The organism is Methanothrix soehngenii GP6, from assembly GCF_000204415.1.
Classification (GTDB): domain Archaea; phylum Halobacteriota; class Methanosarcinia; order Methanotrichales; family Methanotrichaceae; genus Methanothrix; species Methanothrix soehngenii.
Genome location: NC_015416.1, coordinates 1 through 24177, shown reverse-complemented (window position 1 = coordinate 24177; position 24177 = coordinate 1). Strand labels below are relative to the sequence as shown.

Genomic DNA, 24177 nt, shown 5'->3' with positions numbered 1-24177 from the left:
CAGGGCTATTTGAAGCAATCAAACCGCAAAGGGGGGGTTTTCATGGCTGAAGAAAGAATAGCTGAGCTGAAGGTGGAAGGAATGATGTGCGCCGCCTGCACATCTGCTATTGAGAAAGCCCTCCAGAACCTGGATGGTGTCTCCTGGGTTCGGGTCAATCTGGGAGGAGAGACGGCGACGGCAAAGTATGATCCCAGTAAAATCAAGCTCGTTGATATCGAAAAAGCAATTCGAGATCTAGGTTACGATGTTATCGATCAGCAGACTGTGCTCAAGATAGGGGGCATGGCCTGTGCCATGTGCGTGGGAGCCATAGAAGCGGCCCTGAGAAAGCTGGATGGCGTGGTTGATGTGCAGGTAAACCTGGCGGCTGAGAAGGCTCGTGTTACCTACAATCCCGGGATGGTAGGCCTGGAGGACATGAAGAAGGCCATCATCGAATCTGGCTACCAGTTCATAGGGGTTGCCGGAGAGGAGACGGAAGAGGCAGCGGAAAAGGAAAGGGAGCTGCGAGAGAAGGACCTTTCTGATAAGAAGCGGCGAATTATCATCGGCTTCGCAGCCAGCATTCTTCTCATGGCCATGATGTACATTCCTCTCCACCGGATCATCCCCTCTGGTATCTCCACTGCAGTTCCAAACTTAATGAGCTTGCTCATGCTGGTAGTATCCCTTCCCGTATTCGTCTATGTCAGCCATCCTATTTTTAAGGCGGCCACGAGAGCTCTGAGAAACAGAACACTGGACATGGATGTAATGTACGGCATGGGCATTGGCGTGGCTTATGCCTCCAGCATCCTGGGGACCTTTGGGATCGTTCTCACCCCGGATTTCATGTTCTATGAGACAGCGGTGATGCTCGCCACCTTCCTGACACTGGGCCGCTACCTGGAGGCCAACGCCAAAGGGCGCACATCCGAGGCCATCCGGAAGCTGGTTGGGCTGCAGCCAAGACAGGCCACTGTCTTAAGAGATGGACGGCAGATCGAGGTGGCAGCAGTTGAGGTAATGGTCGACGATCTGGTCCTGGTCCGGCCGGGGGAGAAGGTTCCGGCAGACGGCCTGGTGGTGGAGGGAGAAAGCTATGTGGATGAGTCCATGATCACTGGAGAGCCAGTCCCCGCTTTCAAGGCCGCCGGCGAGAAGGTGGTAGGAGGGACCATGAACAAGAATGGTTCATTGACCTTCAAGGCCACCAGGGTGGGGAAGGATACCGTCCTGGCGGGGATCATAGCACTGGTCCAGGAGGCCCAGGGCTCAAGGCCCGCCATGCAGAGGATTGCAGACCGGATAGTGGCCTACTTCATTCCCACCATTCTGGCAATCGCTGCTGCGGCTTTTGTTTACTGGTATTTCGTAGCCCACAATACCCTTCTCTTCTCTCTGACTGCGCTCATATCCGTGCTGGTGGTGGCCTGTCCCTGTGCCCTGGGGCTGGCCTCGCCCACTGCCATAACCGTGGGCATTGGAAGAGGAGCGGAGCTGGGGATTCTGGTCAAGAGCGGCGAGGCTCTAGAAGCGGCGGAGAAGCTCGATGTGGTGGCTTTTGACAAGACCGGGACTCTGACCATTGGCCGGCCGGATGTGGTCGACCTTTTCGCCTGGGAGATGGATGAGAGAAAGCTCCTGCGCCTGGCAGCGTCAGCGGAAAAGCCCAGCGAGCATCCTCTGGCCGAGGCGGTGGTGCGACGTGCGAAGGAGGATGGATTTGATCTTCTTCCGGCTGAGCAGTTTGAGGCCTTTCCCGGAAAGGGGGTCGTTGCCCGCATCGCCGGGATGAGCGTGGCTGCAGGAAACAGGATTCTCTTCGATGAGATGGATATCGCTATGCCTGACGGCCTCCTCCAGAAAGCTATTGGATATGAGGAGGAGGGAAAGACGGCCATGCTAGTGGCTGTGGACGGAAAGGCGTCCGGAGTTTTGGCCATATCCGACAGGCTCAAGGATTCATCTGCTTATGCAGTCGAAGAGCTGAAAAAGATGAATCTTGAGGTGGTGATGATCACCGGCGACAATCCTCGCAGCGCGGCCAGAGTGGCAGAGAAGATCGGCATTCAGAAAACTCTTTCGGAGGTTCTGCCCGAGGAGAAGGCCCATGAGGTCAGAAGGCTGAAGGAGGCGGGTAGCCGGGTGGGCTTTGTAGGGGATGGCATCAATGATGCTCCCGCTCTTGCGGAAGCTGATGTGGGGATTGCCATAGGCAGCGGCACAGATGTGGCCATTGAGACCGGTGATATCGTCTTGATGAAAGACGACCTTCTGGATGCTGTGGCTGCCATTCAGCTCAGCCGCAAGGTCATATCCAGGATCAAGCTGAACATCTTCTGGGCCTTCGCCTACAATGCCCTGCTGGTTCCGGTGGCTGCGGGGGCTCTCTATCCGCTCTATGGCATCACCTTCCGGCCGGAGCTGGCCGGCCTTGCCATGGCCCTCTCTTCTGTGACTGTGGTCACCCTCTCTCTGCTGCTCAAGAGATATATACCGCCAGCAACGAAAAAGAAAGCAATCAGGATTACGGGCACTGGAGGATGAGGAAGATGGCAATAGATCCCATATGCAAGATGGCGGTGGACGAGAAGACGGCGAAGCTGGTGAGCGAGTACAAGGGCAAGAAGTATTACTTCTGCGCTCCGGGGTGCAAGAAGGCCTTTGACCAGAATCCGGAGAAGCATCTGGGTGGAGAGATGGTCAAGGGCGGGGGAGGCGGCATCAGGTGAAGGGGCCAAAGCGCATTATTAATAGAGTAGAGCCTTTGATCTCCTTTGATTCGGCAGTGTCAGAGGCGTCTTTCTTCCATCTGGATTGATTCTTCTCATGGAAATGCGATTCACACTACCACTTCAGCCACAAAAGTCTCACTAATTCCGTCTATCTCTATGGATTCCCGGCCAAATGTCTCGATGTGGAATTGAATGGCAGACTTGACATCGGCAAGGGCTTCTCCATATGTATCGCCCTCTCCAATTACGATACCCTTGATGCCGATAGGATAGGCAACATAACCGTCCGGATGCATTTCTATTATTATCTTTATCGGCTGCATCTGTCATGTAGGTTGCATTCTTAGAAAATAAAATTATGCCCACTATTGGTGGCCAGGAAGGAGTGGGCCTTATCGTCATTTGAGCTCAGTCTCTTGGATTCTTTTGCCCCACGCTTTCATAGGGAGATACGGCTTTAGCCAGTGAGCGTGCGTATGGATGTATTCGCCTAGACCTCTCTCTCCTTCTCCGCCAGCCCCAGCACATTCAGTAATCCCAGAAGGTTCTCCCTGGATAGCGATCCGTCCGAGACCTTCTTTAGAACCTCTTTGGCATTGAAGGCCACTCCCAGGCCGGCATTCTTGATCATCAGGCAGTCGTTGGCCCCATCCCCCACTGCGACGATGTTGTCCGGGCTGATCTTCTCCCGCTCGGCAAGATCATAGATGATCCGCCCCTTGGCCTCGGCATCGATGATCTCCCCTTTGATCTCTCCGGTGAGGACTCCGTCCTCGATCTCCAGATCGTTGGCAAAGGCATAATCGAATCCCAGGCGCTCTTTGAGCACATCCGTAAAGTAAGTGAATCCGCCGCTGATCAGGGCGATCTTGTATCCGACCTGCTTTAAGTGGTGGATGAGCTCCTCAGAGCCTGGGGTCAGCTGAAGGTCGGCAGCGATCTCTTGCAGGGTGGAAAAGGGCATTCCCTTCAAGAGGCGCACCCTCTGGCGGAGGGATTCTTTGAAGTCCATCTCGCCGTTCATCGCCCGGTCTGTGATCGCTTTCACTTGCTCGTCCACACCGGCAAAGCTGGCCAGGCGGTTGATTATCTCGAAGTCCACTATGGTCATGTCCATATCAAAAACGATGAGCCTCTTCTCTTTTCGGGAGCGGCCCAGATCCTGTATCACCACATCCAGCCCCAGGCCTTCGCACTCCTTCTTAAGCTGTGATCGGCAGTCGTCCGCACTGCAATCGGCAAAGTCCATCAGAAACTCGATGGAGATGAGCTCCCCCCGGGCGGTAACCGAGGCCCTCTCCAGGTTGACACCATTCCTGGCGGCCACCTCCGCTACGTCGCGAATGATCCCCGGCCTGTCTTTGGCGAGAATGGTGACGATATAGAGCTCTTTCGCGGTCTGGCGCCGGCCCTGATGCTTCTCCAGGGGGAGGAAGGAGAAGTCGATGGCCAGGCTCTCTGCATTATCCCGGTACCATTTTTCCAGCTTCTGCGGGGTGACTTTTGCTGATTCGAAATCGGCAACAACTGTCATGACGCTGATTCCCTGCATCACCTTCTGATCCATGTCCACGATGTTGACGTTTTGCATAGCAGGCTCGCTCAGAATGTCGCGTATGAGCCCGGATCTGTCCCGGCCCATGAAAGATATGACCCAGAGATCGTCTGTCAGAAGGCACAGTCCCCCTTTGTCGGTGGTTGCATCGCTATCACACTAGTCCTCTCAAGCCTATATCTCAAGCCTAAATACCTTTTCGGATAGAAGGGGGCGGAGTGGGCGAAGGAGGGGATTTGGGACATGGCATGGAAGGGAATGAAAAATTTAAATTAACTATTTTTTTTATTCGATTGCCTCCTGTTGATTCACTCAGTTGCAATCTTTTTTAAGAGCCAGCCCATGTTCTGCCCCAGGGTCCGCATGGTCGCCAGCCCCTCTTGGTCCCTCTCCACATCCCTCTCCTCCAGGCCCATGCCTATGTTCCAGTAGCTTGACCCGGCGATGATCATCTGGCTGATCAGGAAAAGGTGGTTGATGGAGTCGAAGACGTGGATCGCCCCTGCCCGGCGAACGGCCACCACCGCCGCCCCAACCTTACGCTTGAACATATATCCATTGGCCATGGCCACAAAACCGGCCCGATCGATGAGGGCCTTGGTCTCGGGAGTGAGATCGGCAAAATGGGTGGGCGAGCCGATTATGATGCCGTCCGCTGCAGCCATCTTCTCGATGCACTGATTTATCATGTCCTTGTCCTGAATGCACCGGCCGTTCTTCATCTCTTTGCATTTGAAGCAGGCTTTGCAGCCAGCCAGGGTGCCTATAAGGTGCACCAGCTCCGTCTCAATCCCCTGGCTCTCCAATTCCCGGAGGACTGCTGCCAGGAGGGTGGCGGTGTTTCCATCCCGTCGTGGGCTGCCGTTGAATGCTATAACCTTCATGTTCAGACCTCCTCCAGCTGATAGTCCTTCCTGCCCAGACCTATCCTCTCCCCGTAATCCATCTGAATGTTGCCCGTAGTGCTCTCCCAGATCCCCAGGAACTTATCCTCGCCCGGCTCAAGATTCCTCTCCAAAAGAGTATTTTTCAGGCCAGCCTGCCGGTTTACCAGGTCATAGCTGGCCTGATCTATGGCAACAGGGTCCTTTGAGGCCAGGATGCCGATGTCCGGCACAATGGGGGTGTCGCTCCAGGGCACACAGTCGCAGTCAGGGGTGATGTTGAGAAGGAAATTGAAGAATCCCACCTTGCCCTCCTTTCCGGTCACTGCCCCCAGGGCATACTCCACCATCCTCTCCATGAATGGCGGCACCTCCACAATCCAGTCGAAGTCCAGGGCATGAGCAGGGCAGAGGCGCAGGCACTTGCCGCAGCCGGTGCACAGGCTGTAGTCGATCTGGGTTATCTTCTTTTTCACAGTGATGGCCTGGTTGGGGCAGCCATCTGCACAGGCCCGACAGCCTTCACATAGCTCGGCATTGAATATGGGCCGGGCGGAATGCTGGTCCGATTTCCCGAGGGCGGGGGCACAGCCCATCCCCAGGTTCTTGATCGCCCCTCCAAAGCCGGCGGGCAGGTGGCCTTTGAAGTGGGATACAACTATCATGCTCTGGGCGGAGGCGATCTCACCGGCAATTTTGACCCGCTGGAAGTGCTTTCCGGAGATGGCCACCTCCCGGTAGTTGTCTCCCTGCAGGCCATCGGCAATGATCACCGGCGCTCCGGCCACCGTCCGGCCAAAGCCGTGCTCCTCTGCGGTCTGCAGGTGGCGGACGGCATTGGAGCGGCTGCCTCCGTAAAGGGTATTGGTGTCGGTTAGAAAAGGCTGTCCTCCTGCAGATCTGATCTTATCGGCCACGGGTCGAACCAGGACGGGATTCACATAAGAGCTGTTTCCCTGCTCTCCGAAATGAATCTTGATCGCTGTCAGGTCTCCTTTCTTCATGATATAGGGAAATCCTGCAGCATCAAAGAGCCGCATGATCTTGTTTTGCAGATTGTCCTCCGGGCTTCTCGCTCTGACCCCGGCAAAAAAGACTGTGCTTTTCAATTCCTGCCACCACCAGATTAGTATGGTATTATGTTGGCAGTAGATGAATTTGGTGGTGGGGCAAAGAATTAGAAATCAGGCTCGTGGATGCTCAGCAATGACAGAATCTCTCTCGTGGTGAGGACTCGTAGCTTCTCCGCTATTCCTCTCTTTATCTTATGATCAATCTGGTCGATATCTTTCTCCTCTAGCTCGCTGTCCTTAAGAAGATCATCGCAGATCATGGAGATAAATACGTCATTTTTTATATCAGTTGATATCTGACGTTCTATCCTTCTCTTCACAAGAGCATTAAGCTCTTTATTCGCTTTTATTTTAAACTCTAATTCTTTGGGAATATCGACTTCAATGGACATTTTAAATCATAGACATATAGTCTAGCTTGAATTTAAACCTGTTTGCAGGGTATGATACTTCAAGTCAGCATCGATTTTTATTCACAGCCCCAATCATCGATCATCCACCGATTTGCGATCAGGTGATGGATAATGCAGATGGCTTTTCTGCCCAAAGCAGCAATAGCCGGCGATTTTTGATAGATAGCCAACAGTATTAAAAGCCTGCAAGCTCCCGCAGACATGTTATGCCGATCCGCTTAAATCCTATAAATCAGCACATTTGACCAAAAAGCAAGGTTGAGACAGGAAGAGGATAAAATGGATAGCCAATTCGCCGACAGAATGTCATCAGTCCATAAGTCGTTCATCAGAGAGATATTGAAGGTAACTGAGGACCCCAGCATCATCTCATTTGCTGGCGGTCTTCCCAATCCGAGGTTCTTCCCTGTGAGCGAGGTAGCAGAGGCGGCCCAAAAGGTACTTGGCGAATGCGGCTATGCAGCCCTTCAGTATGCCACCACCGAGGGCCATCCCCCTTTGAGAGAGTACATCGCCAAGAGATATGCAGAAAAGGGCCTCAAGGTCAGTCCAGAGGAGATCCTGATCACAACAGGCTCCCAGCAGGGCCTGGATCTGGCAGGGAAGGTCTTCCTGAACAAGGGTGACAGGGTCATCGTGGAGAGGCCGACCTACCTGGCAGCGATTCAGTCCTTCGGGATGTTCGAGCCTTAGTTCCTATCGGTTCCCTTGCATCACGACGGAATGGACGCAGATGCGCTTGATAGAGCGCTTTCAGAGCATCAGGTCAAGCTCGTCTACGCAGTTACCAACTTCCAAAACCCTACCGGCATTACCTACTCCTCTAGCAAGCGTCAGGAGATCGCAGATGTGCTAAAAGACCGTAACGTGGCCCTCATCGATGACAATCCCTACAGCGATCTGAGGTTCATGGGCGAGGAGGTTGCACCCATGAAGGCCTTCCTTGGGGACCAGGCCATAATGCTCGGCTCCTTCTCAAAGCTGGTATCACCTGGTTTCAGGCTGGGCTGGATATGCGCCCGTGAGGAGATTATGGAAAAGCTCATCGTTGCCAAGCAGGCCGCAGATCTGCACTCCAGCTGCTTCGCTCAAAGGGTGGTTCACCAGTATCTCGTGGATAACGATATCAATAGCCATATAGAAAAGATACGGGCCGCCTACAGGAGGCAGAGGGACACAATGGTTGAGGCCATAGAGGAAAGCTTCCCGGCGGGAGTCGAGCATACCCGGCCCGAGGGAGGCATGTTCCTCTGGGTTACCCTTCCTGAAGGGATATCCTCGCTTGAGCTGTTCGGGCGTGCCATAAAGGAGAATGTCGCCTTCGTGCCGGGGCAGGCGTTCTTCGCCAATGGTGGTGGGGAGAACACCATGAGGTTGAACTTCTCTAACTCGGATGAGGAGAGGATCGTGGAGGGAATAGCAAGGCTTGGGCGGGCGATCAATTCGATGATGTCCTAGGTTCATCTCCGTAGCAGCGCGGAGACCCCGTCCTTAAGGGTGGGGAGGAGCGCATGCTTGTCCCCTCTTAATTTTCAATTAATTTCGCAATTTAACAAGCGCAGAATTAGTATGATAAATTATCATGAATCATGCAATATACACAAAATTTATATCATTAAAGCAGTATTAGTACTAATATGGAATGCTAGACCACAATTTCTGTCTTGGAGACTTTTAAAATATGAAATGGAAAATAGCTGCCATCTTGCTTCTTGCAATTATCGTCATAAGCGGAGTTTATGGCTGGCATGAATACCAGAATTTTAATGCAGTGCCACACACTCGTCTGGCAGCTGGCAGCTATTACCCTGAGATGCTGCCAGATGAATACCATCATTACCTGCAAATTCCAATCAATCATCAAGACCCATCTCTTGGAAATTTTACTGATTTTTACCTCTTGAATCCTGAATTTATAGCTGGAGATAATGTTGTTTTTTGGCTTTGTGATAACCAACAAGAGGCTGTAGGATTAACGACCTCCTGGAGAGATTTTGATGCCAGTTTAGGCGGACTCTCGTACGTGCTCATAGGAAATCGTGGCGTAAGCCCCACATTATTTCCAGAAGTATTTGATAAAGACGGTTCCGTGAATTATACGTTAGCGATGAAGCTCTACGGCTCCAACGAACAGATAGATGACATCGAAGCGATAAGGCGAGACATGCAAAAAAAGGGGCTGCTGCCAAAGAACGGCAAAATCATGGTCTATGGTCGTTCAGGAGGTGGAGTTCTAGTTCAGCAATATTTGGACAAATATGGAGACCATGTATCTAGGGCTTTAATTGAAGCGAGCGGCGGCCCGGATCTGGCCAGGGAGCATAATACCACTTTCAATAAAAATACATATGAATCAAATCCGGCTGTAGCGAGCTCTTACTTTGCATTAGCTCAAAAAGGAGATGCAACTGCATCCTTGGCATTCATGCTATTTATGATTGGCCAGGGAGGAGATGTGGATCTGCAGAAGAAAATAGCTGACAGTAGGACAAATAATTCTTCATTGGGAGATAAATTCACCTATATGAAAAGCTGGCTTGTGCCATCTAACAATTTTCCCTTGATATACTCGTTGTTCAATGCGCCAAGGGAGTTAGAAGTCAAGGTGCGCCTATACGAATTGATGGCTGAAGATCTAGAAAACTACCATCCTGCCTCTTCGAAAGAAGTTTGCCTGGCGATCGAGTGGGCAAAGGTCCTTCTCGCCGATTTCATTAAAGCTCGTGAGAAGGGAGAAATACCGACAACACAGATAAATCTGAACCGCTCTCGCTACAAAGGAGAGGTTATGGTTTGGTCTGGAACTGGCGATCAGGTTTGTGCAGTGGAAATGGGACAATGGGTCAGCGACTCGTACCCGTATTCCAGATTAGCGGTATTCGATGACTCCCATCATTTCCAGGAGCATCCAGGCTACTATCGGCAATTTAGAAGAGCATATTTTACATATGGATTGAACTCTTCAGAAGTCCAGACTCATTTTGACGATCCTAGACAATTAAATGCAGAATTATGACAAACAAATGGACGATCCTAGTAACAATCTTTGTGATTTCTGTCGTTATATTATTTGTGACAATAATTAAATCTCCTGCGGGTTATACTTTTGATGTTGCATCTTCCGACGATGGATATGTTTTTGCCGTGGAAGGAGACCGGGGGATGAAGATATTCCAGCTGGACTCGAATAGATCTCGACTGGACATGGTCTCCGTCTTATACCCGCCCAAGGGACTTTATTTCAGGAACATTAAATTAGCTGGCAATTATGCATTTGTAGCATCTCTACCAAACGGAAACGACCCCTTTGTGAAAGGAGAACTTGCAATTATTAATATTTCAAATCCATATTATCCAATGGTCTCATATATCAGCGATATGGGTTCCGGCTTTGGCTTATTCATAAAGGATAGTTATGCATATGTAGCTGCTGGAACGGAAGGGCTTCATATCTATGAGATCGGAGATTCATCTGCAGTAAGAATCGTGGGCAAATGCGAAACTCCTGGCACTGCTTGGGACGTGTGGAGTTCAGGGAACTATGCTTATATTGCGGATAATGAAAACGGATTAGCTGTGGTGGATGTTTCCAACCCAGTCTTACCTAAATACTTAGGGCAGGCAATATGGTCAGGAATGATTTACCTCTTTTCCATGGGCCCGGAGTCTGGAAAATATTTAATCAATGGGACAATAGAAAAACACATCTTAAATAAATTTCATCAAAATGGTTTTTCCCTCGAAAATGGTGACACTATTGTTAAAAATAATGATAGTTATTGGGCAATAATGGAGAATAGCACGAAACGGATAAGCATCCAAAAGGAGAGTAATGAGCTAAATGTTTACCTGGAAGATCCCTGCGCGGAAATCGTCCGCGGTGAAGGAAACTATGTATACGTAGCTGCCGGACCACAGGGCTTGATAGTAATAGACGTATCTAATCCCTTCAGACCGGAGGTGATATCTCAATTCAGATCTGGAAATAATGCCTGCGCAGAGGGACTGGCCATAAGAGATAATATTTTGTATCTGGCTAATGGGAACCATGAAGATTCGAAGGATAATGGACTTCTAGTAATTGACATGTCAAATCCTTCAAATCCAAAATTGATCGGAAAATGTCCGTTCTCCGGATGGGTTGAGGGTGTGACATTATTCGAAGACATGGCTATCGTAGCAAATACTGATAGAGGTGTAGCAATAATCGACGTATCTGATGTCAGAGATCCTTTATTCGTATGTAGGGGATCCTAGTCGGAATATCATTGATGTTACCAAGATTGGTATCATGAATGCTGAAAATAATTGGGCATGAGGTCGCTCCCCCCTAGCCCACTCTGACCATCTCAAAAGCAGACTGCGCCTCTTTATCGCGACCTAAAGCGGAAAGAGCCTCTCCTTTGAGCTTCCAGGCCAAAGAATGTTCCGGATTTGCCTCAAGGAATTTGTCAAGGGATCTGACGGCCTCCTCGTACCGGCCCGTCGCATTCAGGGCCACCGCTCTGAAATACCAGGCATTAATGAAGGCGGGCGCCAGCTCGACGGATCTGTTCAAAGCCACAGCAGCCTCGTCATACCTGCCCTGATCGTTTAGATTGCAGCCTTTGCCGAACCAGGCATTGGCATCGTTTGGATTCTGCTCTATGGCCTTATCGTAGGTTTCTGCCGCCATGGCTGCGGCGCTTTTAGCCTGATCTTCCAGGCCCATCTTTTTCAAAACATAGCTCTTGCTGTCCCAGGATCTTGCGGCATTCATCGACTCTGGGTCAATTTCGATGGTCCGGTTATAGGCATTCAGCGCCTCTTCATAGCTTCCCATGCTGGCCAGGAAATCTGCCTTCCAGAACCAGGCATCAATCCTTTCCGGGTCTACTTCCAGGGTTTCGTTGAAGGCTTGCAGTGCATCCCTCGTCCTTCCAGTCTCGCCATAAAAACCGGCCTTCATATAGAGGGCGTCTGCATTTACAGGATCAATCTCGATGGACCTATTTACGCTATCGAGAGCCTCAATATAATTTCCCATTTCGAAGTAGGCGATCGCCTTCTTCAGCCAGGCCAACGATGAGTGCGGCTCGATCTGTATGGCCTTTTCGTAAGACTCAACGGCATCGGTGAGAATGAGATTTCTCAAGGTCATGTTTCCCGATTCATTGAAAGCTTCTTTGCAGGATTCATTGCCTTTGTCCAGCCAGTAACTGGCAGTATCCTCTGCAAAAGCAGAGGCGCATTGCATAGTTAGAGCTGCGCATACAAGAGCAATAAATGCTCTTATCATATAATACCCCCTTTTCATTAATATTGAATCGAAGATCTACTTAAGTTTTGCCGTTAACACTAAGTCAGTTCATCTTCTGCCAGACAAAGGAGGCATTTAGGATATTCGAAGGAACCGCAGAGGAGTACCTCCCAGGAAATCCGGCGGCCAAGTACCTTTACGTATGGAAGATGGCCCGGAACTGCAGTGGCGAGGTAAACTGTACGGAGGTTCCCACAGGTCCCGGATCATACGGCATAGGGCTGAACGATACCGCCTACATCGTATTTCGGGCATATAATGAGAAAGAGACAGCGGTAGGGCCATCTTATACCGAAATAGCCTACGACAGGGTGCTTAAGTTTGACAGCGATTAATCAAGAGTGCACATTAGGCAAAGAGGGCATAACTTCATGCCCTCTAATTTCATCAATAAGGCGAGACCCCTAAATGCGCTGGCGCTCCGCAAGCATGAGTTCGCTTTTATCGAATTACAGCAGTTAATGGGTATAAATCATTGGACTATATTATGAATAATAACATTTCTGAAATGAAGACAAAAAATTTTTTGTGACTTATTTGAGATTCTTTGAGTAACTAAAGCGATGTTTTAGGTATGTTTTTATACTTATAATCAAACAGATCAATAAAAGATTCGGGTGGTGAAAATAATAGCACAAGAAGCCAGCGAAAAGATCGTTCCTCATATCCAATCGATATGAGTGTGTCAAAGGCGGTATTTTCATGAAATGGAGGAATCTATGAAAAAAATATATGGATTTATTGTATTAATCTTTATACTGAGTAACGCAATCTCTGCCCAACAGAATATTACTAACAGTCACGCGAACGGAAATGTCACACTCATCCCACGGAATATACTATTCAGTAGCGAGGATAAATTTAGTGTGATGCTTAGCCCTGATGGATCCAAGATCAGCTATATTGCACCTGTAAATGGCGTTACAAATATCTGGGTGGGACCTGTTGGTGATCCAGGTTCGGCCAAACCTGTTACAAATGACACTTACCGAGGAATAACCAGGTATAATTGGGCCTATACCAATGAGCACATACTGTACCTGCAGGATAAAAATGGGGATTGGAACTGGCAGGTATACAGCGTTAACCTGAGCAATGAAAAAATTAAAAATTTCACGCATTTAAATGGTGTTCAGACCACTATCCAAGCTTTAAGCTTCAAATATCCAGAGGAGATCATCATAGGGCTAAATAACCGCAGCCCTGAATTCCGTGATCTCTATCGATTAAACATCGAGACGGGCGGCATGACACTTCTCCTGAAGAATGACGGATTTCATAAATTCTATATCGATGACGACTACCATATTCGCTTTGCATCCAGGCAGACTCCTGGTGGCGGAAAGGAGATTTTTGAGCGGACCGAAAAGGGTGACTGGAAACCGTTCGCAGAGATCGGATGGGAAGACGAGCTGACCGTCGATATTCTTGGGTTTGACAGCACCGGAAAGGTGATTTATCTGAAAGACAGCCGTAGCCGCGATACAGCTGCACTTTATGCCTATAACCTGGAGACGGGCGAAAAGACCATAATTGCAGAAGATGAGAAGGTGGACCTGGACGGCAGAGGCTTTTACAGACCGCTTATTCATCCTACTAAGAAAAACGTGCAGGCAGTGGCCGCCGAATATGACAGGATGCACTGGAAGATAATCGACCCGAGCATAAAAGACGACATAGAGTATCTGCGTACAGTTAATGATGGCGACTTCTTCATAGAGAGTCGGACTCTCGACGACAAAGCCTGGACGGTTGTCTATATGAGTGATGATGGCCCTTTAGCTTACTACTATTATGACAGAGATGCAAGAAATGCCAGATTTCTCTTTACGCTGAATGAAAAGCTTGAGAGCGAGCCATTAGCTAAAATGATTCCAGTGATCATCAAATCACGGGATGGTCTCGACCTGGTCAGTTATTACACACTTCCATCAAAAAGCGATTCCAATGGGGATGATATCCCAGATAGACCTCTACCAATGGTTTTACTCGTACACGGCGGACCAGAGGGACGTGATTATTGGGGCCTCAATTCCATCCATCAGCTGCTTGCAAATCGGGGCTATGCTGTTCTGAGCATCAACTTCCGGGGCTCGACCGGCTTTGGCAAGAACTTCACAAACGCTGGAAAATTTGAGTACGGCAGAAAGATGCAATATGACCTCATCGATGGAGTAGACTGGGCCGTGAAGAAAGGGATAGCCGATCCGGATCGTGTAGGTATTATGGGAGGCAGCTACGGCGGCTATGCGACACTGGCTGCATTAGCCTTCACGCCAGAGATCTTCGCCTGTGGAGTGGACATCTGCGGCATGTCTAATCTCACCTCCAGCGAGGAAAACATTCCTCCTTATGATCACTGGGATAGAGTTCGCTGGACAAACTTCGTGGGCAATATAAGCACCAAAGAGGGACGGGAACTGCTTTCTGAACGGTCTCCTCTCAATTATGCAAATCGTGTGAGACGGCCACTGCTAATCGCTCAGGGTGCCAATGATCCTATAGTCAATCAGAGTGAATCCGCTCAAATGGTCCTGGCCATGCAGGAGAGAAATCTCTCTGTGACCTATGTACTCTTTCCGGATGAAGGACATGGATTCGTCAGGCCTAAGAATAATATCGCCTTCTATGCAGTGGCTGAGGCGTTCTTCGCCAAGCACCTAGGCGGGCGATTTGAGCCCATTGATAAGGATTTCCAGGGCTCCGCAATTACCGTGCCGGTCGGCGCTGAGGAGGTGCCCGGGCTAGAGGCGGCACTCAATGGATCTGATTACCATAACCTCCCAGAGAAATCAGGCAAATAATTTAAGGGCCTCGAAGACTACTTTTTTCAATAGCGTCTCTGATTTAGCGTTTTTCTTCTTTTCATTCGCAGGCCTCATTTTCTTTTATCGACTAAAGTTGTTATGATGATAATATGAGCCAAAAAAAGATAAGCGGATAGCCTTAATACCCCTGGCTATTTTGCATTAGGCATTAGCTCTGCCAGCTCAGTGACCACTGGCACACTTCCTGTTTTCTTATTCGCTCTATTTATCATCTAGCCCGCCGCATGATTCTGGTATCCGAAATCATTAAGTTCATCTCATGGAGTAACCACTATCCCCACAGGATCGCTCAGTTCACTCTCATTTCCTTCGCGGTTCACGGCAGAGACCCTGAAAGTATAGCTCTTCCAGAGTTCTCCTTTCAAAGTATATTCGGGACTTTTTACTTCAGCAAGCTTCTCTAATGAGGCACCTTTAAGGCGATACACATTGTAATAGTCCGCATCCTCTGAAGCCTGCCAGGTGAGGCTTATGTTGCCACTTGTCAAGATGGATGATACTGATTCAACCTTTTTGGGCAGATCTTTTATTTGCTCCGTCGATGCAGGACCTCTCGTATCTCCTATCTGATTCATCTTCTCTTCAATTTCTGTGCTGTTAATGCTGGTATTACCAGTTTCAATAGGGATTTTGTCAATGATTTCAATATCTTTTTCAGATATGCCGTATCGACTTTGTGCTTTTATCTTGTAGATCCCTGTTTTCTCAGGAGCTGTTAAGTTGATCGAATCCTTTCCTTTAACGAGATCCACATTCTTCGTGGTACCATTAAATTCTATAACAGCAGTTGCTGTATCATTCTCGACCAAATTGCCAAATTTGTCCTGCACCTCTAGCTTGACTTCAAAAGGCAGATTGGGATCAGCACGGTTTGCAGTATCTAGGGAGATAGATATCGGTTCACCGGCTTCTACCACCAGTTTTACCGGAATGGGTATGAGATTCCCGTCCTTTTCTGCTATTCCCAAATATGCCCCTGCCTGTTCAGGCGCTTTTATCTTCATTGGTGCACTGGCGTTAGTATTAGCCTCAAATTGACTCTTCATATGGTAGAGTTCAAGACCGCCGTAAAGGTTCATGACGAAAAAAAAGTAAGTCCCATTTCTATGAATTGGTATTATATCAATGTAAGAAGGATCGATGCCATCATACCTCTTTTCGGAAAATATAAGCTCATCCATCTCGCTGCTATCATCCGATCCGAAGTATATATTTGCTCCCCAGTCCATCGTTCCATTCCCGTTTGAATCAAAGAATATCTGTGGCGAGTATTCAGCATCGTCGGAACGTATCATTAACACATCTCCTTCCTTTGCTTGAAAGACCATAGGGCTGAATGCAAACTCCTCGCCTTTGATCTCTTCGCCTTTAGAAAAGCCTGTTATGCCATCGATTCCTATTGGCAGGAAGCTTACCGTTTCTCCAGCCTTTGCTCTAATATCAATGAGGTTAAAGGACAAGGGACTGACTTTTACAGTTACATTCTCTCCGTACTTATTACCTCCAGAGACCACCTGATGCAGCGTGATCAAGTTCAGTCCTTCAGTTAATTCACCGGTTATTATCTCTCTATTCTCTCCCGTAGATGTGTAAAAATTGCTGTAGCTGCCCCCAACCCCTCTATCACCATAAAGTATAACGTTGATTCCTGAGACCCTCGTGCTATGTCCATTTTCTTTTAGAACTTTCAACGGGGGCAGCTCCACGGGTGCAGCGGCGGTAAATTTCCATAGCTTTGATGTGTTGAAAACGTCTTCTCCATAGAGGTAAACATCTATATCCGTATTCGGATCTTCCCAGGCAACTTCAACGGTTGCTAAACCATAGCCATGGTGATATATCGGATAAAACCTGGAATCCCAGAACTTGCTTGGCTCAGCCTCAAACCTCCCGTAGATCTTAGCATTTTCGAAGATCTCACCCGTATTATTTATTTTAATACCATCGTGCAGATAGGTCGAAAGAGATATGGGAATGCATTGCTTCTCGTCACCATATTCCAGAAGTATTTTGCCTTGAAATACCCCTGTGGTGCTTGGAGTCGGTATTGAGACGCGGAGGCAATTGTCATCAAGATTTGTTTCTATGTCCCATGGTTTCCATTCGTAGTTTTCGACTGCCACCTTAACCACATCGCTCTTTATTTCACCTCTATTTTTCAAGATGCCCACAATTGCATCATCCATTCGTTCAGCAGGATTATGCACTCTAGCTTCGGAGGTAAATCCAAGGCCCATATCACCTGCAGGTGAGACTATGGACTCAAGTTCAAGTTCTTGTATTTCTCCATCTCTATCCGTATCTCTCCAATTATAGAGGTAAAGATCATAACCCTCGTATTTCTCCAGTTTCGTGCTCCTGGAATCTCTTGGATAATACGAGGAGACCTTCAGCAAATCGCAGTCGAGCATATCCCCTGGTAATGTAAATACGATATTTTCATTTATATTCTCGAAAGTTAATTCTTTTGATTTTTCCTTTACTAAAATTTTTGGTTTCAAGTCGATTGGCTTGCCAGAGTAATTTGAAATGGTTAAATTAAACTCCAAAGCGGGACCGGCCTCGACAGGTGAGGTGACGAGCAGTGCAGGTTCAATCAAAACTCCATCTTTCCCGGATGCTATTTCCACTGCCCTCTTTGCATTTACTATTCCCGAGCCCTGGGCAAAGACCTCTTCATCTATATCTGTAGCAGAAGACATTAGAATATCCCTGGCCTTCTCAGAGGTCGGAAATTCTCCATGGGCATCTTTGTAGGCTTGATAAATTAGAGCTATAACTGCGGCAACATGCGGCGTTGCACTGCTGGTCCCGCCACCCATATCGTTCCATGCGGCTTTGCCACTGTGAGTTTCTGATAGGGGTAAGACCCTAGGTGCGAGATAACCCGTAGCTAATACGTTCGGCTTTACCTGACCGAGGACATTGGGGCCACGCGAGGAGAAACAGATTACGTCACCGCTATATGAAGAGCTGTTCCACCAAAGATCGTAAATTGCGCCTGCATTGATAACATGCTCACTCGATGGGGACTGGCAGGTGCCGTATCCAGATCCGTCGTTTCCATTTGCATACACAATAGTCGTAGACGGCGAAACATTGGTGGTTAGGTATTCTAAGAAAGCGGAGCCCTCATCAGCGCCTTTGTTGAAGAGATACGAAAAGCCTCCGCTTCTGCTTATTATATCTGCTTCGTCTCCGCTTTCTGGAACTCCGTCATAACCGATTGAGGCAAGGAGACACAGGATCATATCGTTTTCCGCCGAGTTTTGGACTGGCATGATCCTGGCATCAGGGGCGATGCCCTTGATATTTTTTCCCTGAGCAGCTATTATCCCGGCGCACATAGTTCCATGTGAGCCATCATCGTAATGGAAGGCAACCAGCTCTCCATTCTTCGGTATTTTTGCATTCTCACCATAGAGCGTTCTGGCTAGTGGCAGAGGCATCTTGCCATCAGCTATAAAGTAGACCATGCCTCCCGATTCATCGGGATAGCCATCCTTATCTCTATCCCAATAGGAGATCTCATCGCCTTTTCTGCAAGGTTTATCGTCTTTGAAATCTCGATTATTATTCAAATCCACGTACACCGTATCATATACCCCAGAGCTTTTCTCGTCAACCAGGAGAACTTTTGCAGGCTGCCCAAAGAATTGAGCAAGATACCCATCAGGATGATCGCCTATATGGTAGATGCCGCTCTTGCTGGTTCCAGTCGTCTGAAAGCCCGTTGTATCTATCGAGGAGGTATCCGCATAACGGCTCTGGATGAAAGGGTTTACTGGGCTTTGCTGATTATAGAGAGATAGCGAATCCAGGTCGATAACAATGGGCCAGCCATAGTAAGGAGAGCTTGCGTTTGAGACACGGGCTTGAGTTCCCATGAGGTCAGGAGTGGCGAAGTCGGTAGTGTCCCGATTGTGATGTAAAATAGTAGTAATAATCCTGGCGATGTATTGGATGCTGCTTTGGTAGTAGCAGCATTTTTGATCATTTGCAAGAATTATAATAGGCCCTGTATCCATACTTGAGTTGTCTCACGAAATCAAGGAGGACACAAGGCCATGCAACCATTAGAGCCAGTAATAAATTATCTTGTCGATCCGAATAGCGGACTGAAGCAGGTCATAACCGAGTTCCTGAACGCGGTAATGCTGTTTGAGGCATATCTGCAGAGCGGTGCGCTTCCCTACGAGCGCAGCCCTCAGAGAAAGGCACACAGAAACGGCACCAGATCGAGAACCCTCAAGACCCGCGTTGGCGAATTAACCCTTAATAAGCCTCAGTTCAGAGAATTCCCATTTGAATCAAGCGTATTTGAAAGATACTGTCGTGTAGAACAAGCTCTGCTAATGACGATTGCAGAATCATATATCCAGGGCGTTTCAACCCGAAAAATGGAGGAATTGGTCAAAAACTTCGGTTTGAACAGGTTATCTGCGTCTGAGGTCTCTCGTTTATGCAAGATTCTCGACGAAAAAGTGGAGGAGTTCCTCAAGCGCCCAATTGAAGTCAAGATTCGCTATCTGCTGGTTGACGCCACCTACTTCAAGGTGAGATGCGGTGCCCAATACAAGAACAGGGCTTTGCTGGTTGTAGTGGGGATTCGCGAGGATGGTCTCAGAGAGATCCTGGGCGCCAGCATAGCGGAATCGGAGGACAGTGGCTATTGGATGACACTATTCAGAAACCTCAAAGATAGAGGCTTAGAAGGCGTCGAGTTAGTGATATCGGATGCACACAAGGGAATTCAAAAGGCAGTGGAATCGTCTTTTGTGGGAGCCTCCTGGCAGTATTGCCATTTTCATCATTCTAGGGCAGTCCTGGAGAGCATTCCCAACAAGGACAAACAGGAGATCGCCGATAAGCTAAAAGAGGCATCCGATGACGAGATGAAGATGCAAGAACTGGCGAAGGAGCTGAGAGATAGAGGGTACGATCCAGCTGCAGAGACAATCGACAGGTTCAGATTCGATCTATGGAATTATAAGGCGTATCCGAAGGCCCATTGGAAGAGGATACGAACCACAAACATCATTGAGCGCATCAATAAGGAATTAAAGCGCAGAAGCAGACCTGTAGGAGCATTCCCGAGTGATCAATCCCTGATGAGATTGGCAGGATGCATCATGATAAATATAAATGAAGAGTGGGTCACAGGTAAAAAGTATTTAACGATGGACGTAGAGTAATGATAGTAGGATACAGGGCGGCTACGAAATTACAGCATTTTCGGGACACTACCGGCGAAGGTAGTGTACTTCCTTTTCTGTAAAATGATATAAAGGCCCTGTACCCACTATATGTTTGGAAACAAGGAGGATACAGAGCCATGGAGATATTTGATCTGCTAGAAGATTACCTTGTCGATCAGGATGATGGATTAAAGAAGCTACTGACCTGGTTCTTGAACCTAGTCATGCAATTAGAGGCGATACAGCAATCAGGAGCCGAGCCCTATGAGCGAAATGCCACGCGAACAACTCAACGCAATGGCTATAAAGAGCGATCTCTTAAAACGCGCGTTGGAGACCTGGAACTTAAAAAACCTCAATTTAGAGACCGTTCGTTTAAATCCTGTGTTTTTGATAAATATTCTCGCGTGGAGATAGCTCTGACAAATGCGATAGCAGAATCGTATCTGCAAGGCGTTTCAACAAGACGGATCCAAGAGGTGATCTCTCATTTGGGAGTTGAACGTCTCTCAGCTTCTACAGTATCTCGTATAGCCAAGGAGCTAGATGAAAAAGTAGAGGAGTTCCTTAAAAGACCTATCGAGCGCCCGATGCCGTACATTTTTGTTGATGCGAGTTACTTCAAAGTCCGGGATGGCGGAAAATACGTAACTAAAGCTTTTCTTGTCATCACAGGGATTCGTGATGATGGATATCGCGAAATTCTTGGAGCCAAGATTACCGATAGCGAGAGCGAAGGATTCTGGTCTGGATTTTTTGATGAGCTTATAGATCGCGGTTTGAGTGGTGTTGAGCTGGTAATATCAGATGGTCATAAAGGAATACAAGCAGCAGTCTCGTCAAGGTTCTTGGGTGCATCATGGCAGATGTGCCAGGTTCATTTCAGCCGGGCGGTGCTTAACAATATTCCAAACAAGGATAAGGAAGAGATAGCAGAGAAGCTCAGAAAAGGATTCGAAGACCAAACAAAGATGGCGGAGCTGGCTATTGAACTCAGGCAGAAGAGATATTCAAAATCAGCTGATACGATCGACCGGTTTAGTCAGGACATATGGAATCATAAATCATTCCCCAAAGAGCATTGGAGAAGGATTAGAACCACCAACGGGCTGGAACGAATCAATAAGGAGCTCAAGAGAAGAAGCAGAGTCGTTGGGGCTTTTCCCAATGATGGGTCACTTCTTAGGCTTGGAGTTGCCATACTCATGAATATCAACGAGGAGTGGCTGACCGGTAGAAAGTACTTATCTGTGATAAAGGAGTAAATGGTTGTGGATACGAGGCCAGGATTTTACAGAAAATTCGGCACACTGCCTCGTCGAACCTTTGTTCGCCAAATATTAGCTCATCTATGTCCCTATCAATCGTCCCATTTCTGTTTGAATCAAAGAATATCTGTGGCTTATAAATAGTGCAATTGGAACGGATCAGCAATAGATCTCCCTCCTCTGCCTGGAAGGTCTCCAAGTATCCTCCACTCTTGAGATCATCGCCCTTTGAAAAGCCCATTATCGAGTCCACTCCTGCATTCCTTTGCGTGAGGTTCACCGTCTCTCCTGCTAAAGCTACGAGATTAATGGGATTATAGGGCGTGATATTGATCTCTATAGATACATTTTCGCCATATTCATTGCCTCCAGGGACCACTTGACGCAGGACAATAAGGTTTAGCCCGTTCGTCAGTTCACCAGTTATCACCTCTCTATTCTCTCCCGTGGATGTTGAAAATACGTTATAGCTGGGGCCACCTGCGACACCCTCATCAGAAATAATGAAGGTATCTCCAAGGATTCTTCGGCTATGACCGTTTTCTCTTAAAATCTTTAATTTTGGCAGGTTAACGGGCGGTTTTGTGGGATACGTCCAGAGATCTGAGGCATTAAAAGCACTCTCCCCATAGAGATAAACATCGATATCAGTATTTGGATCCTCCCATGTAACATCGATATTTGCCAAGTCATGACCACGATGGTATAACGGATAGAACCTCGTATCCCATCCGCTTTTGCCGTCTCCTTCAAACCTGCCATATATCTTGGCATTCTCGTAGATATCGTCAGTATTGCTTAACGAGATATCATCGTGTTTATAGGCTGAGAAGGATATCGGAATACACTGTCTCCCATCATATCCCTCTAGAAGGAGCTTTCCCTGAAATACGCCTGTAGTGTTGGGTACTGGTATTGAAACACTCATCTTACTGCCATTGATATTCATTCCGATATCCCATGGCGTCCAATTATATGCTTCGACCACTACTTTTGTCTCATTGCTCTGTATCTCGCCCCTCTTCTTGAGAACAACAGCAAGTCCATCATTCACTCGCTTTGACGGATCATGCATTCTTGCTTCAGACGTAAATCCGTAACCCCAAGCAACAGTATTCAGCGCTACTATTTTCAGTTCATCATTTTGTATTTCTCCATCCTCATTCATATCTTCCCAGTTGTAGAGGTATATGTCATAGCCTTCATTTTTCTCCAGCTTTGTATTCCTGGCATCCCTGGAATAATAGGAAGAAACCTTCAGCAGGTTGCAGGTGAGCATATCTTCAGGGATAGCTATAATGCTCTCATTCGCCGAGCTTTGTGTAAATTCCCACGTTTTGTCTTTAATCAGGATCTGGGGCTTTAGATTAACTGTTCTGCCAGAATGATTCGTCAGAGTGAAGCTGAACTTTAGAGTGGATCCGGCCTCAACAGGAGCCGTGACCAGAAGGGCCGGTTCAATCAGAACTCCGTTCCTTCCTGATGCGATCTCCACTGCTTTTGCGGCGTTTATCATACCCGATCCCTGAGCGAAGATCTCTTCATTGATGTCGGTAGCTGAGGACATGAGAATGTCCCTGGCCTTCTCAGAGGTCGGAAACTCTCCATGAGCTTCTTTGTAAGCCTGGTAGATCAGAGCGACAACTGCAGCCGCATGGGGTGTTGCACCGCTGGTCCCGCCGCCATGATTGTCCCATGCGGCCTTGCCGCTGTGAGTTATCCATAAAGGCAGAGATTCGGGCGTACGGTAGCCAGGGGCTAGTACGTTCGGTTTGACCTGACCTAGAGCGTTCGGCCCGCGAGAAGAAAAACAGGTTACATCTCCTCGATAGGAGGAGTTGTTCCACCATTGATCATAGGTTGCGCCTACATTTATCGCATGCTCTCCTGAAGGTGGGTTGCAGGTACCATACCCTGAACCGTCGTTTCCACTTACAAATATCATAGCTGTGGACGGAGAGACGTTTGTGGAGAGATATTCTAAGAATGCTGAGCCCTCATCAGCACCTTTGTTAAGGCGATACATGAAACCTCCGCTTCGACTTACAACATCTGCCTCATCTCCAGTATTCGGAACTCCATCATAGCCGAGCACAGCCAGCAACCAGAGAAGCTCCTCAGTTTTTCCCAGTCGAACAGATATTATCCTGGCATCAGGGGCGATGCCCATAACATTTTTGCCCTGGGCCGCTATTAATGAGGCGCACATGGTTCCATGAAAGTCACCATCGCACTCAAATGCAATTAACTCTCCACTCTTCGGTATCTTTGCTTTCTCACCATAGAGCATCCTTGATAAAGGCAGAGGCGTCTTGCCATCAGCTATAAAGTAAACCATGCCACCAGATTCATCAGGATAGCCATCGTTATCTCTATCCCAATAGGAGGCCTCATCGCCCTTTCTGCAAGGCTTATCATCCCTGAAATCATGGTTGTTGTTCAAATCAACGTATACTGTATCATAAACGCTAGAGACACTCTCATCGACCACGAGAACCTTCACTTGTTGGCCATAAAACTGAGCAATGTGCTGGTCGGGATGATCTCCAATATGGTAAATCCCGCTCTTACTGGTTCCTGTTACCTGATAATCCCTTACATCCATCGAGGTAGTATTTGCATAATGAGAACTAAAGCCAGAGGTTCCATCCTGATAATAGGAGAGAGACTCCAGATCTATTACAATGGGCCAGCCATAGTAAGGAGAGCTTACATTTGAGACACGGGCTTGAGTTCCCATGAGGTCTGGAGTAGCGAAGTCTATGCCAAAGTCTATTATCGCTATATTCACTCCTTTGCCCGTGTAGCCCATATCCCATGCATCCTTTACACCAAGGTCATCCAGCCCTTTGTATGCATTGTAGAGAGCGGGATTGCCGCCCTCCATTGCGCCTGAAGGTAATATTATTAATCCTATTAACGACAGAATAAGGATTGAT

The 24177-nt window shown here is 48.1% G+C and carries 16 protein-coding genes and 1 pseudogene; 9 read left to right on the top strand and 8 right to left on the bottom strand.

The window, feature by feature from the left end; genetic code table 11:
- Positions 1 to 42: 42 nt before the first annotated feature.
- Entirely contained in the window at positions 43 to 2532 is a 2490-nt protein-coding gene (locus tag MCON_RS00085; RefSeq protein WP_013718006.1) for a heavy metal translocating P-type ATPase, read from the top strand.
- A 5-nt stretch (positions 2533 to 2537) separates the two neighbouring features.
- On the top strand, positions 2538 to 2717 hold the full coding sequence (locus MCON_RS00080; RefSeq protein WP_013718005.1) for a YHS domain-containing protein: 180 nt from the start codon (positions 2538 to 2540) through the stop codon (positions 2715 to 2717).
- 110 nt (positions 2718 to 2827) lie between these two features.
- Here MCON_RS00080 and MCON_RS00075 read toward each other — a convergent pair whose 3' ends face one another.
- From MCON_RS00075 to MCON_RS00055, 5 genes are all read right to left on the bottom strand, one after another.
- Positions 2828 to 3043: a type II toxin-antitoxin system HicB family antitoxin gene (locus MCON_RS00075; RefSeq protein ID WP_048131544.1), complete on the bottom strand. Its 216-nt coding sequence runs from the start codon at positions 3041 to 3043 to the stop codon at positions 2828 to 2830.
- A gap of 167 nt (positions 3044 to 3210) precedes the next feature.
- Positions 3211 to 4362, bottom strand: a complete 1152-nt coding sequence (serB, locus tag MCON_RS00070; protein ID WP_013718003.1) for a phosphoserine phosphatase SerB — start codon at positions 4360 to 4362, stop codon at positions 3211 to 3213.
- A gap of 221 nt (positions 4363 to 4583) precedes the next feature.
- Positions 4584 to 5159 carry a flavodoxin family protein gene (locus MCON_RS00065; RefSeq protein WP_013718002.1) on the bottom strand — a complete coding sequence of 192 codons (576 nt, stop codon included), beginning with the start codon at positions 5157 to 5159 and terminating at the stop codon, positions 4584 to 4586.
- Positions 5160 to 5161: 2 nt separating this feature from the next.
- Positions 5162 to 6268: a DUF362 domain-containing protein gene (locus MCON_RS00060; RefSeq protein ID WP_013718001.1), complete on the bottom strand. Its 1107-nt coding sequence runs from the start codon at positions 6266 to 6268 to the stop codon at positions 5162 to 5164.
- A gap of 68 nt (positions 6269 to 6336) precedes the next feature.
- On the bottom strand, positions 6337 to 6624 hold the full coding sequence (locus MCON_RS00055; RefSeq protein WP_013718000.1) for a hypothetical protein: 288 nt from the start codon (positions 6622 to 6624) through the stop codon (positions 6337 to 6339).
- Positions 6625 to 6924: 300 nt separating this feature from the next.
- On the opposite strand from MCON_RS00055, the pseudogene MCON_RS16580 reads away from it, so the two are divergent.
- The 3 genes and pseudogenes from MCON_RS16580 to MCON_RS00040 all read left to right on the top strand — a co-directional run bounded on the left by MCON_RS16580 (position 6925) and on the right by MCON_RS00040 (position 10902).
- A pseudogene (locus MCON_RS16580) lies at positions 6925 to 8103 on the top strand (aminotransferase-like domain-containing protein).
- Between the two features lie 223 nt (positions 8104 to 8326).
- Positions 8327 to 9661 carry a hypothetical protein gene (locus MCON_RS00045; protein ID WP_013717999.1) on the top strand — a complete coding sequence of 445 codons (1335 nt, stop codon included), beginning with the start codon at positions 8327 to 8329 and terminating at the stop codon, positions 9659 to 9661.
- Positions 9658 to 10902, top strand: a complete 1245-nt coding sequence (locus MCON_RS00040; RefSeq protein WP_013717998.1) for an LVIVD repeat-containing protein — start codon at positions 9658 to 9660, stop codon at positions 10900 to 10902. Before MCON_RS00045 ends, MCON_RS00040 begins: the two co-directional genes overlap by 4 nt.
- A gap of 73 nt (positions 10903 to 10975) precedes the next feature.
- Here MCON_RS00040 and MCON_RS00035 read toward each other — a convergent pair whose 3' ends face one another.
- Positions 10976 to 11881 (bottom strand): tetratricopeptide repeat protein, encoded by a 906-nt coding sequence (locus tag MCON_RS00035; protein ID WP_048131543.1) that lies wholly within the window; start codon positions 11879 to 11881, stop codon positions 10976 to 10978.
- 89 nt (positions 11882 to 11970) lie between these two features.
- Here MCON_RS00035 and MCON_RS00030 point away from each other — a divergent pair, with 89 nt between their 5' ends.
- Both MCON_RS00030 and MCON_RS00025 read left to right on the top strand, forming a co-directional pair.
- Positions 11971 to 12279, top strand: coding sequence for a hypothetical protein (locus tag MCON_RS00030; protein ID WP_013717996.1), 309 nt, complete (start codon positions 11971 to 11973; stop codon positions 12277 to 12279).
- A 384-nt stretch (positions 12280 to 12663) separates the two neighbouring features.
- Positions 12664 to 14748 carry a S9 family peptidase gene (locus tag MCON_RS00025; RefSeq protein ID WP_013717995.1) on the top strand — a complete coding sequence of 695 codons (2085 nt, stop codon included), beginning with the start codon at positions 12664 to 12666 and terminating at the stop codon, positions 14746 to 14748.
- Between the two features lie 281 nt (positions 14749 to 15029).
- Here the strand turns inward: MCON_RS00025 and MCON_RS00020 are convergent, their stop codons facing one another.
- Positions 15030 to 18800, bottom strand: a complete 3771-nt coding sequence (locus MCON_RS00020) for a S8 family serine peptidase (protein ID WP_013717994.1) — start codon at positions 18798 to 18800, stop codon at positions 15030 to 15032.
- A gap of 39 nt (positions 18801 to 18839) precedes the next feature.
- On the opposite strand from MCON_RS00020, the gene MCON_RS00015 reads away from it, so the two are divergent.
- A complete protein-coding gene (locus MCON_RS00015) occupies positions 18840 to 19967 on the top strand; it encodes an IS256-like element ISMco5 family transposase (RefSeq protein WP_013717993.1) in 1128 nt (375 codons plus the stop codon).
- A 140-nt stretch (positions 19968 to 20107) separates the two neighbouring features.
- Positions 20108 to 21235, top strand: a complete 1128-nt coding sequence (locus MCON_RS00010) for an IS256 family transposase (protein WP_048131541.1) — start codon at positions 20108 to 20110, stop codon at positions 21233 to 21235.
- Here MCON_RS00010 and MCON_RS00005 read toward each other — a convergent pair.
- Positions 21183 to 24125, bottom strand: coding sequence for a S8 family serine peptidase (locus MCON_RS00005; protein WP_013717992.1), 2943 nt, complete (start codon positions 24123 to 24125; stop codon positions 21183 to 21185). The genes MCON_RS00010 and MCON_RS00005 overlap by 53 nt on opposite strands.
- Between the last annotated feature and the right edge of the window lie 52 nt (positions 24126 to 24177).